Genomic DNA, 14155 nt, shown 5'->3' with positions numbered 1-14155 from the left:
AAATACAGAAGGCTATGATGAGGTGGGCGAGTTGAGAATCTAACCGAGATCTACAGACCTACCAAAGACTTTGAATGTTGACGCCTTTGGGTTCGGCTTGAGGGTCGGATTCGTTGATATGGTCGTAGAACATGACGCCGTTCAAGTGATCGAGTTCGTGCTGCATTACGATAGCAGGGTAGCCTTTGAGTTTGAGCAGCAACTCTTTGCCGTTTTCGTCGTAAGCTTTGAGCTTGATCTTTTCGTAACGAGGAACGATGCCTTCGACGGAGCGGTCGACCGACAGGCAACCTTCGCCGTCCGGCAAATATGTCATCGCAGCGGAATGGCTGACGATTTTCGGGTTGAATAATTTGTATTCGTATAGCGTTGGATTTTCGTCTTCCATTACATCGGTGAATAGAACCGCGAACATGCGGCGATCTAAACCGACTTGATTGGCGGAAATACCAACGCCTGCACGTAGCTCGTATTTTTCGGCAAGTTCATCGTCTTGGCTTTCGTGCAAATAACGCATCATCGCGTCCATTGCATTCCGATCTTCATCGGATAGCGGGAATTTCACTTCGGAGACTTTGCGGCGCAAAATCTCATGTCCTTCACGTACAATATCGTCCATCATGATTCGGTAATTTTTATCGGTCAATGCCATTTGAATACCCCTCAACTTCCTGAATATTTGTAGATATACCTGATCATTGCAACATTTAATTGACTACGCGCAAATAGACCTTTTTCTATTATGAAGTGATCGTAACAAAAAGAAAAGCCGCTTTGCCGAAAAATCCGGGAAAGCGGCTTTTTGCTTTGAGATCAAAATTAGCTGCAAGCGCAGTTCAGAACAGGTTTACGTGCAGCATTTGTTTCATCAAGGCGAGTGACCGGTGTTGTATACGGTGCGTTAAGCAGCAACTCTGGATCTGTTTTCGCTTCTTCCGCAATCCGAATCATCGTATCGATAAAGCCGTCTAGGGTTTCTTTGCTTTCCGTTTCGGTCGGTTCGATCATGATACATTCTTCGACGTTAAGCGGGAAGTAGATTGTTGGCGGGTGATACCCGAAATCGAGTAATCGTTTTGCCACATCAAGCGTACGAACGCCATATTGCTTAAGCCCACTTCCGCTCATCACGAATTCGTGTTTGCAAGGTCCCGCGAACGGCACTTCGTAATGACCTTTCAGACGTGCCATCATATAGTTTGCGTTCAGTACCGCACATTCCGATACGCGGCGCAGACCGTCAGGTCCATAAGTGCGGATATACGTGTAAGCACGAACAAGAATACCAAAGTTACCGTAGAACGCTTTGACGCGTCCGATCGAATCTTTGGAAGCTTCGGCAAAATCATAAGAACCGTCTGCTTTTTTCTCAATCGTCGGAGCTGGCAGATACGGAATCAAGATCGATTTTACGCCGACTGGACCTGCGCCGGGACCGCCGCCACCGTGAGGGGTACTCATCGTTTTGTGCAGATTAAGGTGAACGACGTCAAAGCCCATATCGCCTGGACGTGTAATTCCCATGATCGCATTGGAGTTCGCACCATCGTAATACAGCAGACCGCCTGCTTCGTGGACGATTTCGGCAATTTCAACGATTTGTTCTTCGAACAATCCCAATGTACTTGGATTGGTTAGCATCAGTGCTGCTGTATCCGAACCTACCACTTCACGCAGTTTATCAAGATCAACCATGCCTTTGGCATTCGAAGGAATCGTAACCGTCTCAAATCCGGCTACAGTCGCACTTGCCGGATTCGTACCGTGCGAAGAATCGGGAACGATAACTTTCGTGCGGTGTTCGCCGCGAGCTTCGTGATAACTGCGAATCATCATCAGACCTGTCCATTCGCCGTGAGCACCTGCTGCGGGTTGCAACGTCACCGCATCCATACCCGTCAGCGCCGCGAGATCGTTTTGCAAAGTGTACATCATTTGCAGCGCACCTTGTACGCTCGATACCGGTTGATACGGATGAATTTTAGCGAAGCCTGCATAACGCGCTACATCTTCGTTAATTTTCGGGTTGTATTTCATCGTGCAAGAGCCGAGCGGATAGAAGCCATTGTCTACGCCGAAGTTGCGGCGGGAAAGACCGGTATAATGACGAATCACATCGACTTCGGACACTTCGGGAAGTGCCGCTGCGTCGCTACGCTTGAATTCGGCTGGAAGCCAAGAAGACATTTCTTCGTCGCTGGATGGAACATCACATTCCGGCAACGAATACGCAACGCGTCCAGGTTGACTGAGTTCGAAGATCAATGCGCAATCTTCTTTGCCATCGAGCATGGTTGGTGTGGTCAGATCAAGAGTGGTATTCATAGACTTCCCTCCAAAATTTCCGCGAAGCGGTCGATGTCTTCTTTTAAACGTTTTTCTGTAACAGCAATCAGCATCGCGGGGCCTAGTTCTGGATATTGACGGGACAGATCGTAGCCGCCTATAAATCCTTCTTCCAGCAACTTTTCGTTCAATGCATGCAGATCTGTATTTTCCGGCAATTGCAGAACAAATTCATTGAAGAAAGGAGAAGAGAACGCAAGCTTTGCGCCTTGAATCGCACTCAGCTGCTTAGCCGCGTAATGCGACTTTTTCAAGTTCAGGTCGCAGACGTCGATCAGACCTTGGCGACCCATGATCGATAAGTAGACCGAAGCCGATAGTGCCAGCAGCGCTTGGTTGGAACAAATATTCGAAGTCGCTTTATCGCGGCGAATATGTTGTTCGCGAGCTTGCAAGGTCAATACGAAGCCGCGTTTGCCGTTTTTATCTGTCGTTTGACCGACGATACGACCCGGGATTTTACGCATTAACGCTTTGGACACCGCGAAGTATCCGCAAGTAGGGCCGCCGAACGAGCCGGAGATCCCGAGTGGCTGTGCATCGCCAACCGTAATATCTGCGCCGAGTTTACCCGGTGCTTCCAGCAAGCCGAGCGAGATCGGGTTCGCGCTTACGACAAGCAATCCTTTTTGAGCATGAATCAGATCGCTGATCGCACGCACGTTTTCTACAGCGCCGAAAAAGTTCGGCGATTGAACAAGTACCGCCGCCGTATCGCCATCGATCGACGATTCTAGCTGAGTCAGATCAGTCACGCCGTTGTCGAAGCCGACTTCAACCACTTCGATACCCAGTCCGTAAGCATACGTGCGAACAACTTCGCGCGTCTCTGGGTGCACGGTCGAAGAGATGACGATCTTTTTGCGGCGAGTCGCTGCGCTTGCGAGCGAAGCTGCTTCTGCCATAGCCGTCGCGCCGTCATACATACTCGCGTTTGCGACTTCCATCCCTGTCAGTTCGCAAATGTAGGATTGGAATTCGAAGATCGCTTGCAGTTCGCCTTGACTGACTTCCGGCTGATAAGGCGTATATGCCGTATAAAATTCCGAGCGGGAGATCACATGGTTGATGACGACCGGAACTTGGTGGTCGTACAATCCAGCGCCGAGGAAGCTTGCGTAACGGTCGCTGTCCGCATTTTTGCTAGCCAGTTGCGTCATATGACGCAGTAGACCCGCTTCGTCCAAAGCAGACGACATTGGCAATGTACCCTGGTAACGAACATTTTTCGGAATATCGACAAATAGATCTTCCATACTTTCGGCGCCAACTACGGCAAGCATCTCGCGTTCGTTCTGTTCGGTCATTGGAATATAACGGTGTTTCTTCAAGGCGTGTTCACTCCCTTTTCGGATTGTTGAATCAGAGCTTTATGAGCGGGTGTATTTTTATAAAAAGGTGCTTTAACGACTTCCGCTTTCAACTTTTTGCCGCGAATTTCGACTTCGACTTGTGTACCGATCGGAGCAAACTCCGTATCGATTAAAGCCAAAGCAAGATTGCGTTTAAGCGTCGGAGATTGCGTTCCCGTCGTCACTTCGCCGATTTGGCGTTCTCTAGCAAAGACCGGATAATGCGACCGGGCGATCCCGCGATCAATCATCTCAAGACCCACCAGCTTGCGAGGCACGCCGGCTTCTTTTTGCGCTGCCAATGCTTCCCGTCCGATAAAGTCGTTTTTGCCCAGTTTAACGAAGTAACCCAGACCTGCTTCAAGCGGCGTAATGTCTTGCGACAATTCTTGACCATAAAGCGGAAGCTTGGCTTCGAAACGCAGCGTATCGCGTGCACCCAATCCGCAAGGCAGCAGACCAAATTCTTCGCCAGCTGTAATGATTTCGCGCCAGATCGCCGCAGCATCTTCAGCAGAAACATACAATTCGTATCCGTCTTCGCCAGTGTATCCCGTACGAGACAAGATAGCGGATTTACCGCCTACCGAACCTTTTTCGATAAAATGGAATGGCTTCAAATCTTCCAATCTAGGCGTGTCGCTGATTTTACGAAGAATCGAAGTCGACGCAGGGCCTTGAAGAGCAATCAACGCCGTGTCGTCCGATACATTAAGGAATTGCACCGATTCAGGCAGATGCGAAGTGATCCATTCCGCGTCTTTATCCAAGTTTCCTGCGTTCACAACCAACATGTACCGATTTTGACTCAGACGGTAAACGAGCAGATCGTCTACAACTCCGCCATTTTCGTAACACATAAAGGTATAGAGGGCTTGCCCGTCTTGCAGCGATTCAATGTCTCCTGTCGTCAGGCGACTGATTGCCGCGCAAGCTTCTTCGCCGTTCAACAAAAATTCGCCCATATGCGATACATCGAACAGCCCTGCACGCTCACGCACCGCTTCGTGTTCTTTTTGAATCCCGTAAAACTGAACAGGCAGATCCCATCCGCCAAAGTCGATGCAGCGAGGTTCGCCCGTTTCCGCGTAGAGCGGATAAAGCGGAGTTCGTTTGAGAGAAGTCATCGGTTCAAAGTCTCCTTATTCATGCAATTTTAGTTTGAAAATCATCAAAAAAGGACAGAGCCCAAAGACCAACCCTTTTTTTGAAAAACAAAAAAGAAGGGTCTGATCTTAAGGGCTCTGTCCTTGATACCTGAGAGTTACCCCGCCTAAGATTCAAGCAGGTTACACCTTGGGTGATCCGCCTACAGTAGTCGCGATCTTGATCGACTTCTGCGCGAATGCTCTCCAGAGTGGCGTCCAGCAAAGGTCCTTTTGCCTGAGAGATTCACCGGTATCGCTTGTTCCAAACGATCAATCGGTTTACTCCTTCGGCGGCACCTGCGACGTTTTAGCGTCCGGTACTCTCTCCCTGTGCGTTCACTCGCCTATAGGTTTAAATGGAAATGTTCGTTTTTTTGCAAAATGCACTTCAAATGCTTTATCCTAATTATTAAGGGATATGACTGCGTGTTGTCAACAAAAGTTTGTATTTTAACAAAAATATTGTGAGGAACATTGACACGTTAAATAAGCTGCTTTAAGCTAAAAGCGCGGAAAATTCCCGAACAACACAAAGTTTAAATCAGCCGAATATTCGGAAATACAGCGAAATGGAGCGAATTACACAATGAGCGAAGTTAAAGCAGGTCTGTACTATACCAAAGATCATGAATGGGTGGAAAAGCTGCCAAGCGGTAATCTGCGCCTCGGTATTACCGATTTTGCCCAGCATCAACTGGGAGATATCGTTTTCGTTGAATTACCGGAAGAAGGTGCAGATGTCGCAGCAGAAGCAAGTATCGGTTCGATTGAATCGGTTAAAACGGTCTCGGATCTGTTCTGCCCTGTTGGGGGTACGATTGCAGCGGTGAATGGAGCGCTCGAAAGCGAACCGGAACTGGTGAATAGCGCACCTTACGGCGACGGTTGGATGATTGAGATTCAGCCAGACGGTGAAGCCGATGCGCTGCTAGCAGGTCTGCTGACTCCTGAGCAATACGAAGCGGAGCAACAAGACTAACATCAACGGTTAAACCAGAAAAGGGCGGCGATCCGCGTTGTGAAAAACACAGCGCAGATCGCTGCCCATTTTGACGTTATAAGGAAGTTAGCTATCAAGCAAAAAGACTTTTCTTTATGTTTTGTTCAAAGCTTGCATTGTCAGTTCACAAGGCGCTGGTTTATGATGGAGGGTAAGTTAACGTATCGAAAAAAGTGATCAAACGATGACCTCAAGGAGGAACCGAGAGTGAACGGGAAAACGGCACTGGTTACAGGCGCGAACGCAGGAATGGGGCTCGCAACTACGATTGAATTGGTACAGCGTGGGTACCGGGTTCTGATGCTTTGTCGGAGTGCGCAGCGCGGTGAACAAGCTTTGCATCAAGTCGAAGCTGCCGGAGGAAGCGGTTCAGCTGAACTGGTTTTGGGCGATCTAGGCAACTTATCTTCGATCCGAAATTTTGCAGACGATATTCATGGACGGGTATCTCATCTTGATGTCCTAATTAATAATGCAGGTGTAATTAGTCCAAAACGACAAGAAACAACAGACGGATTCGAACTTGCGCTTGGCGTCAATCATTTAGGGCATTTTTTATCTACAAATCTGTTGCTTGATCTCGTGCAAGCATCAGATCACGGAAGAATCGTAGTCGTGGCTTCGGGTGCTTATAAAGCCGGACGTATTCATTTTGCAGATCCCCATTTGCGAAAAGGATACAACGTCGTGAAGTCTTATGGGCAATCGAAACTAGCCAACATCTTATTCGCGCGAGAACTCGCTTTACGCACTTATCATTCAGGAATTTCGGTGAATTCGCTTCATCCGGGAGCCGTCTTAACGCAGCTCGGGATTGATCGCGGGACTGGATTCGGACAAGGCGTGTACCGGGCGCTCGGCAAATTGCCTTCGTTCCAGACTCCGGCGGAAGGCGCTTCGACTGCGATTTATCTTGCCGATAGCGCTGAAGTTGAAGGGATTTCGCGCGAATACTTTTACCGGAGTCAACCGCAATCTTTACAAGCAAAAGCGGAGGATGACGAAGTTGCGGCTAAGTTATGGGCATGGAGCGAAAAAGAAGTCGGATTCACGTTCAAATAATTTAACGAATCAGATCAAGATAACGGGGGAAAACCACATGACGACAGTTAATAATCAGACCTCTCACGCATTGCCACAGATCGAGCTTGCAACTATGGAAGATCTGCCGGCAATTGTTAATATTTATAACTCCACGATTGCCGGACGCATGGTGACTGCTGATCTTGAACCGATCACAGTCGAAAGTCGTCATGCTTGGTTTGAAGAACATGTGCCGTCACGTCGTCCATTATGGGTGATGAGACAAGACGGGCGTGTACTCGCTTGGATCAGTTTGCAGTCTTTCTACGGTCGTCCGGCTTACGATGCTACGGCTGAGGTGAGCGTGTATGTGGACGAATCGTTAAGAGGAACCGGTGCAGGGAGTCGTTTGTTACAAAAAGCGATCGACGAAAGCCCGGCACTTGGCGTAAATACATTGCTAGGTTTTGTATTTGGTCATAATGAGCCAAGTTTGAGATTGCTACAAAAGTACGGTTTTCAATCTTGGGGGAATTTGCCGCGGGTTGCCGTATTGGACGGAATCGAACGCGATCTGATCATTTTGGGCTTGCGCCTAGCCTAGTCACAGTTACAACGTACGCACTCGGAAAAGATCTACACAAGCAACGGAGTGTCACCGACGCTCCGTTTTTTCGATTGGTCAAAAAAATGCGAAAATGGATCATAAAAGTAAACTTTTTTGCGTCCGTTTGCCTATTCTCGTCCAAGTATGGAAAAGAAGCATCAAAAGAAATCAGAGGGGTGAACCAAGATGTCGAATATTTTGAACTTTAACGATACATTAGACTGTCCCGATTTCGAAGCTTATCCTTATGGCGATCTGGGGTTGACCTTTTCTCCGCAATATAGCACTTTCAAAGTCTGGGTTCCCGGTGCGGAAAAAGTTCAGGTTGTCATCTACGATGACGAAGGTCAATACGATAAAGCCGGAAAAGTAACCGACCACTCCGGCGGGCGCGAACTGAAGATGGAAGAAGACGAGTATGGCGTCTGGAGTATCGTCGTACCCGGCGATCTTGAAGGTCATTATTATCTGTACCATATTACGTATAAAATCGGCGATCACACCCAAAGCCGTTATGTGGTCGATCCGTATGTGAAAGCCGCTTCGGCGAACGGTCAGCGTGGCGCAATCGTCAATATGAAGCGTACCGATCCCAAAGGCTGGGAAAACGATATGCGTCCGCCGCTCAGACACGCGGTCGATTCGGTTATTTACGAGCTGCATGTACGCGATTTTTCGTCTTCGGAAGATGCGAAAATGAATCATTCCGGGCAGTATTTAGCGTTTACCGAACACCATATTACAACCAAAGAAGGTCGGAAAATCGGGATCGATCATTTGGAAGAACTCGGCGTTACGCATGTGCATCTGCTTCCGGTGTATGATTTTTGCACCGTGAATGAATGCGAAATCACGCCCGAATCGTACAACTGGGGTTACGATCCGCAAAATTATAATGTGCCCGAAGGGTCTTACGCGTCCGAACCGCATAACCCGGAGTCGCGTATCCGCGAATTGAAGCAGCTGGTTCAAGCGCTTCATGCCAAAGGAATCCGCGTCGTCGTCGATGTCGTGTTCAACCATACGTTTTCCGTTGAAGACGGACCTTTTGATCCGGTCGTACCCGGTTACTTTTATCGAATCAATAAATACGGTCAACTCAGCAACGGTTCTGGCGTAGGCAATGAGCTGGCTACCGAACGCCCGATGGTACGGAAGTACATCCTCGATTCGCTGCTCTATTGGGCAGAAGAATATCATATCGACGGATTCCGGTTCGACTTGATGGGTCTGATCGATACAACGACGATGCGTACGATTGCGTCGGTACTCCATGAGAAAGTCGATCCCACGATTTTAATCTACGGCGAGCCGTGGACAGCGCTGGATTCGCCGCTTCGCGAATTGACGCTCAAAGGCGCTCAGCAAGGCGGAGGCTTCGCCGTATTCAATGATAACTTCCGTAACGCGCTAAAAGGCGACGGCGACGGTTGGGGAACCGGCTTTATTACCGGCGCTCCCGGTAAAGAAGGCGAAATTGCGCAAGGGCTGCGCGGAGCGGTGCACGATTTTGCAGCGGAACCTGCGGAAAGCATCAATTACGTCACGGCGCACGATAACCTGATTTTGTGGGATAAGCTTGTGAAATCACGCGGACAATGGGAAGCGGCAGGGCTCATCGAATTTGATAACGGAAAACCGGCTTCGGGCATTTCGGCAGTGGAAGCGGTGGAGCAATGCGACCCTTATCGAATCTTAGGTGAAAATCCGTTAGAGCATGATCTGGTGAAAAGGCAACTTTTGGCTTATGGTCTTGTCTTGACTGCACAAGGCGTTCCGTTTATCGGAGCGGGCGATGAAATGTTGCGCAGTAAATACGGCGATCATAACAGTTACCGAAGCCCGGATGCGGTGAATGCGATTCGTTGGAGCAACAAAGATCGGTTTTATGGCGTGAACGATTATATTCAAGGGCTGATTGAGCTTCGTCGTTCGCATCGGGCTTTCCGTTTGAAAACACGTGGCGATATTGAGCGGCATATGGATGTGTTCCGTATGCACGGAGGTGTCGTTGGGTTTACGCTTAATGATCATGCCGGCGGCGATTTATGGCGAACGATAGCGGTTGTGCATAATGCTTCAGAATCGGAGCAAAGAATTGAACTTCCTGCGCGTGTTCGTCCGTGGAAAATTGTCGTGAATCATCAGCAAGCGGGTATCGAAGTGTTGGGCGAAGCTTCGGATTCGGTGCAAGTTCCTGCATTATCGAGCATGGTGCTCTACGATGAAGAAGACGATTACAAGCCGGAACCTGCGCTACTGGAGTGGGAAAATATGCCGGGCGTTGTGCAGCCGGGCGAAAAGCTATTTTTGCAAGCGACGGTACGCGATCAACGCGGACGGCGTATGCCTGAAGCCGAAGTGTCTTACCACTCGTCTGATCCTGAGAAGATTATTATTCGCAGAGACGGTTCGGCGTGGGCAATCGGAATGGGTCGTGCTCTGATTACGGCGGTATGCGGAGATATGCGCAGCAGTACAGCCGTATTGATTGAGCGTCGGACGATTCATCAGATCGGGCTTACGGTGGAACCTGGCGTACAACGGTTGTATGTCGGACGCAGCTTAAAGCTTCAAGCGGAGCCGAAAGACCCGTTCGGCAATCCAATGTCGGCTTCAAGGCTGGAATGGCGTTCCAGCGACGTGGGAATCGCTACGGTCAATCAAGCCGGCAGAGTAACAGGGGTGCAGCCCGGTCGCGCAGTCATTTCGGTCATAGGCGAAGGCGTACAAGCACAGCTTGCGCTGAAAGTGCGCGATTTTAAACCACGTACTTTAATTGTGGAATATGAACGCGAAGATCAAGATTACGCAGGTTGGAACTTATGGGTATGGGGCGCAGCTTTCGGTAGTCGGCGGGTTGATTTTGTCGATATTAGCGAAAACAAAGCGGCTGCGTTACTTGAAGTCGCACCTGACGTAGCCAGCTTGGGCTTTATCGTTCGACACGAAGAATGGGAAAAGAAAGATATCGCAGCCGATCGTTATATCGATCTTGCGGCGATCAAAGGAGGATGGGTGCGAATTCGGATTCGCAGCGGCGAATTCCGCGTAACGTCGGAAGCGCTCGAAGAATCGGAAATCTCGGTTGAACAAGCCAAGTTCGCTCAGTTGGAACAAGCTTCCGCTGAACGTGCGGCAGCTGAAGAACTTGCTTTAGCCGACGCTAATGCGGAGCCTGTCGATCCAAGCGAAGACGAAGAGGTCATTGACTCAGAACTTCCAGAATCTAAATAGCTTAAAAAGCCTCGTGGCGTTCACGGGGCTTTTTAAGCTATTCGATCTAGTTGCGCTTTCGTAGAAAGCCGCAATGCTTTACCAAAACCGAGGACCCAAGCGAAGCGAGAATTTCAGAGAAAAACGCCTTTGAACTCGGAAAGATCCTTTATTCAAATCCAATCCACTTTCCGAGTGAAACAGCGGTTTGAACGAAATTCTCGCATAGCGCCGCGCCCTCATCCATCCCCCACTAAGTCCGAGGTTTTACACTTACAAATATACTGCTTTGCCTGTACGAGCAGACTCGTAAATGGCTTCGAGAATTTCCGATACCACGCAAGCTTGTTCCGGCGTTACGGTTGGGGTGCGATCATGCTCAATACAATCGATCCAGCGATACATTTCGAGATCCGCATCGCTTTCGGCCGTGCCTTCATAGAAAGCAACGCCGCCTGCGGACAGATCGACTTCTTTGGTATACAGGCGTCCGAATTCTTCGCCATTGATCCGTAGACCGTTTTTCATATCGGCGCCGCCTTCGCTGCCGCTCAGGCTGCATTTGGCTTCATCCACATCGAGCGAATTGATCGCCCAGCTGGATTCTAAGACGACAGTCGCTCCGTTTTCCATCACGATCATGCCAAAAGCAGAGTCTTCGACTTTGAATTTAGCCGGGTCCCACGGTCCCCAAGCGTTGGCTGCATTTTCGCGTTGAGATAGCTCATGGTATTTTGTGCCGAGTACGACTTTCGGTTTGTAATTGTCCATCATCCACAGCGTCAGGTCAAGCGCGTGAGTACCGATATCGATCAGCGGGCCGCCGCCTTGTTTTTCTTCATCCAAAAATACGCCCCAAGTCGGAACGGCTCTACGGCGAATCGCATGAGCTTTTGCGTAATAAATATGACCGAGCGTACCGGCTTCGCAGATTTGTTTGAGATGCTGGCTATCGGGACGGAAACGGTTGTTGTAACCGATCGTAAGCTTTTTGCCGGAGACTTTAGCGGCTTCGACCATTTGACGGGCTTCGGCTGCTGTTTTTGCCATCGGCTTTTCGCACATGACGTGTTTGTCGGATTCCAAAGCCGCGATCGAGATTTTGGCATGAGATTCGTTTGGCGTTAATACATGTACGATATCGATAGTCGAATCTTTCAGCAATTCGTTATAGTCGCTGTAGACTTTCGCATCCTCCGTACCATATTTAGCAGCGGCTTCTTCTGCACGTTCTACAACGAGATCGCAAAAAGCAACCAATTCAACGTTTTTCAATTTGCTCAAACTAGGCAGATGCTTACCGTTTGCAATGCCGCCGCAGCCGACGATTCCGATTTTATAGATTTTAGTCATGTAGGGTTCACCTCGTTTTTGGTATAGGCAAGCAAAGGTTCAGAGAGTTCCGACGGTTCACGGTGCAGTTCAGATTCTTTCTTTTTCCGGTAAACGGAAGGAGGCATGCCCATGCGTTTGCGAAAGACCGTATGCAAATACGCAGCGGTCGAAAACCCTTCCAGTTCGGCAATCGCTTCGATCGACAAACGGCTGGTGCGAAGACGATCGCATACCGCTTGTAGACGAATATCTTCCAAGATCCGGCTGAACGGTCGATCGGGATTGATATCGCGAAAAATTCGTTGAAGCTGACGGGCGCTCAAGTCCAACTTTTCCGCTACATCTTCGAGTCGAAGCCCGGAGGCATAGTTAGCTTGGATATAGCGCACCGCATACTCGTACCGATAAGCGACCATATCTCTGCTTGGCGCTTGCGTCGTCATATCGCCGGAATCGTAAGCTTGAATCGTTTTGAGCAGAATCGAAATGACTTGCATCCGAATATCGGTATAGTAGCCGATCCGTTTGCTTTCGCAAGCTTGATACGCATCCAAAAAGCAGGGCATTGCACCTTGCGTATCGGCAGTCGGTCTTGTAGGAAGCGCCTTCAATTTTTGAATACATTCTTCGGCTTCCGCGGCATCCCACGGATCGGCAGAAGGATTGAATTTCGATGTAATATCCAGATGCAAACAAAGTTCTTCCATCGCTTGCTGCGAATCCGCTTCTTGATAGTGCATGACGCCGGGACCGGTCAGATATAACATTCCTTCGGAAAGGGAGTAGGGCTGTTCGCCAAGAATAACCCGACCGGCTCCGCGAGGAATAAAATGAAACTCGTAAGTCGAATGATTATGGAAGCCGATCACCCTGCCCGGTTCGAACGATGTTAAATGAAAACGCAACACGCGAATCTCATAATGTCCCCAGACCACGGTAATATCCAATCGTTCTAACAGATCGCTTTTTTCGAACATCGTTTCATATCGAAAAGGAGACTGCGCAAAACGTACGTTCATATCAAACGTTCGGCGCTACCGGTTTTTGCCGATCTATTCGCAGCTTCCATCAGACGGGTAAGCTGCGCCGCTATCGCAATATTTTCCGAAGCGATTGTATCTTTTTGGATATGGGAGACCCATTGTTCAAAAGCGCTCACTTTAGGATCAGGGATCGATTGAGGCGTCCATTCGGTTGCTTGAGGATCTTTTTTCGAACGCAGCAGCAATTGGTTATCCGGTGTTCCATACAGTACGGTACCTTCTATACCGTGAACCTCAACCGTAAAAGGCGAGTATGGATTGACGAATCCGGCTTCCACCGAAGCAATTGCGCCAGAAGCGGTAAACAAAGTAGCAAGCGCGTTGTCTTCGACTTCTTTGCCGGTGATATACCCGAAATTGGCGCTGACCGCTGTAATCGGCTGACCTAAGAATAGCGCAGACAAATACATCGGATGACAACCCAGATCGATCAAAGCACCGCCGCCGCATTGTTCTGCGTTATAGAAATGTTCAGGAAGCCAGTTTGCCAAAGCCCCGTCATGCGACAGTCGGACGCGAACGTAAGTAACTGTGCCTAGTAATTCGCGCTGTAAAATATCTTGAATCGCGAGCGTATAGCCATCGTTCAATCGAGGCAGGGAGACCGTCAATTTGACTCCATACTTTTCGACTTCTGCAAGGATACGGTCTACTTCGGCTTCGGTCTGAGCAATGACTTTTTCTGTGAAAATATGTTTGCCTGCACGAGCAGAAGCGACAATGACTTCTTCGTGACGGTTTGTTGGAGCATCGATAATGACGGCGTCTACATCGTCGGAAGCGAGTAAATCTTCTAAAGTTTCGTGAAAAGGTACACCTAGTCGCTCAGCGGCTTCACGTCCACGCTGCGGAACTTCGTCCCAAACCGCTGCAATCTCGGTATCCGGATGTTCTTGCGCTTGAGCGATATAATCCCAAGCATGCACATGCCAAAGACTTACTTTACCTATACGAATTTTCAAGATGTTTCCCTCCTATGCGTCGTGTCCAATATTCTGACATTCCCTACTTAAAATAGCATACACAACTACCAGATTCACTAAAACGTTGCGACATTTAACCTTCAATATGACGACACGACGTTT

At 49.1% G+C, this 14155-nt stretch carries 11 protein-coding genes and 1 riboswitch; of the genes, 4 read left to right on the top strand and 7 right to left on the bottom strand.

All coding sequences use genetic code 11. The features are described 5' to 3' along the window. Positions 1-58: 58 nt before the first annotated feature. From def to gcvT, 4 genes are all read right to left on the bottom strand, one after another. A complete protein-coding gene (gene def / locus NOM90_RS05135; protein ID WP_255940425.1) occupies positions 59-652 on the bottom strand; it encodes a peptide deformylase in 594 nt (197 codons plus the stop codon). Positions 653-819: 167 nt separating this feature from the next. Then, positions 820-2325, bottom strand: coding sequence for an aminomethyl-transferring glycine dehydrogenase subunit GcvPB (gcvPB, locus tag NOM90_RS05130; protein ID WP_305120901.1), 1506 nt, complete (start codon positions 2323-2325; stop codon positions 820-822). Beyond that, on the bottom strand, positions 2322-3677 hold the full coding sequence (gene gcvPA / locus NOM90_RS05125; RefSeq protein ID WP_255940424.1) for an aminomethyl-transferring glycine dehydrogenase subunit GcvPA: 1356 nt from the start codon (positions 3675-3677) through the stop codon (positions 2322-2324). Before gcvPA ends, gcvPB begins: the two co-directional genes overlap by 4 nt. Beyond that, positions 3674-4825, bottom strand: a complete 1152-nt coding sequence (gene gcvT, locus NOM90_RS05120) for a glycine cleavage system aminomethyltransferase GcvT (RefSeq protein ID WP_255940423.1) — start codon at positions 4823-4825, stop codon at positions 3674-3676. Before gcvT ends, gcvPA begins: the two co-directional genes overlap by 4 nt. A 234-nt stretch (positions 4826-5059) precedes the next feature. After that, positions 5060-5186, bottom strand: a riboswitch (glycine riboswitch). A gap of 246 nt (positions 5187-5432) precedes the next feature. Between gcvT and gcvH the strand changes: the two genes are divergently transcribed. From gcvH to pulA, 4 genes are all read left to right on the top strand, one after another. Further along, positions 5433-5825, top strand: a complete 393-nt coding sequence (gene gcvH / locus NOM90_RS05115) for a glycine cleavage system protein GcvH (RefSeq protein WP_255940422.1) — start codon at positions 5433-5435, stop codon at positions 5823-5825. Positions 5826-6053: 228 nt separating this feature from the next. After that, positions 6054-6908: an SDR family oxidoreductase gene (locus tag NOM90_RS05110; RefSeq protein WP_255940420.1), complete on the top strand. Its 855-nt coding sequence runs from the start codon at positions 6054-6056 to the stop codon at positions 6906-6908. Between the two features lie 37 nt (positions 6909-6945). Next, positions 6946-7473 carry a GNAT family N-acetyltransferase gene (locus NOM90_RS05105; RefSeq protein WP_255940419.1) on the top strand — a complete coding sequence of 176 codons (528 nt, stop codon included), beginning with the start codon at positions 6946-6948 and terminating at the stop codon, positions 7471-7473. 189 nt (positions 7474-7662) lie between these two features. After that, positions 7663-10713 (top strand): type I pullulanase, encoded by a 3051-nt coding sequence (gene pulA / locus NOM90_RS05100; RefSeq protein WP_255940418.1) that lies wholly within the window; start codon positions 7663-7665, stop codon positions 10711-10713. Positions 10714-10965: 252 nt separating this feature from the next. On the opposite strand, the gene NOM90_RS05095 is transcribed toward pulA, so the two are convergent. The 3 genes from NOM90_RS05095 to NOM90_RS05085 are packed head-to-tail and all read right to left on the bottom strand — an operon-like array spanning position 10966 to position 14032. Then, positions 10966-12045 (bottom strand): Gfo/Idh/MocA family protein, encoded by a 1080-nt coding sequence (locus tag NOM90_RS05095; RefSeq protein WP_255940417.1) that lies wholly within the window; start codon positions 12043-12045, stop codon positions 10966-10968. Beyond that, a complete protein-coding gene (locus NOM90_RS05090) occupies positions 12042-13046 on the bottom strand; it encodes an AraC family transcriptional regulator (protein WP_255940416.1) in 1005 nt (334 codons plus the stop codon). The genes NOM90_RS05095 and NOM90_RS05090 overlap by 4 nt, the downstream gene beginning before the upstream one ends. Further along, the gene (locus NOM90_RS05085; RefSeq protein WP_255940415.1) at positions 13043-14032 is read right to left on the bottom strand and encodes a Gfo/Idh/MocA family protein; all 990 of its coding nucleotides are present in this window, start codon (positions 14030-14032) and stop codon (positions 13043-13045) included. Before NOM90_RS05085 ends, NOM90_RS05090 begins: the two co-directional genes overlap by 4 nt. Between the last annotated feature and the right edge of the window lie 123 nt (positions 14033-14155).

It is taken from the genome of Saccharibacillus sp. JS10 (assembly GCF_024436065.1).
Classification (GTDB): domain Bacteria; phylum Bacillota; class Bacilli; order Paenibacillales; family Paenibacillaceae; genus Saccharibacillus.
This window is presented reverse-complemented; position numbering and strand designations above follow the sequence as displayed.

Bases quoted from the DNA above. Each gene is read 5' to 3' on its own strand.
- NOM90_RS05105 (WP_255940419.1), top strand. From the start codon at position 6,946: ATGACGACAGTTAATAATCAGACCTCTCACGCATTGCCACAGATCGAG.
- gcvT (WP_255940423.1), bottom strand. From the start codon at position 4,825: ATGACTTCTCTCAAACGAACTCCGCTTTATCCGCTCTACGCGGAAACG.
- def (WP_255940425.1), bottom strand. From the start codon at position 652: ATGGCATTGACCGATAAAAATTACCGAATCATGATGGACGATATTGTA.
- NOM90_RS05090 (WP_255940416.1), bottom strand. From the start codon at position 13,046: ATGAACGTACGTTTTGCGCAGTCTCCTTTTCGATATGAAACGATGTTC.
- NOM90_RS05095 (WP_255940417.1), bottom strand. From the start codon at position 12,045: ATGACTAAAATCTATAAAATCGGAATCGTCGGCTGCGGCGGCATTGCA.
- gcvPB (WP_305120901.1), bottom strand. From the start codon at position 2,325: ATGAATACCACTCTTGATCTGACCACACCAACCATGCTCGATGGCAAA.
- pulA (WP_255940418.1), top strand. From the start codon at position 7,663: ATGTCGAATATTTTGAACTTTAACGATACATTAGACTGTCCCGATTTC.
- gcvH (WP_255940422.1), top strand. From the start codon at position 5,433: ATGAGCGAAGTTAAAGCAGGTCTGTACTATACCAAAGATCATGAATGG.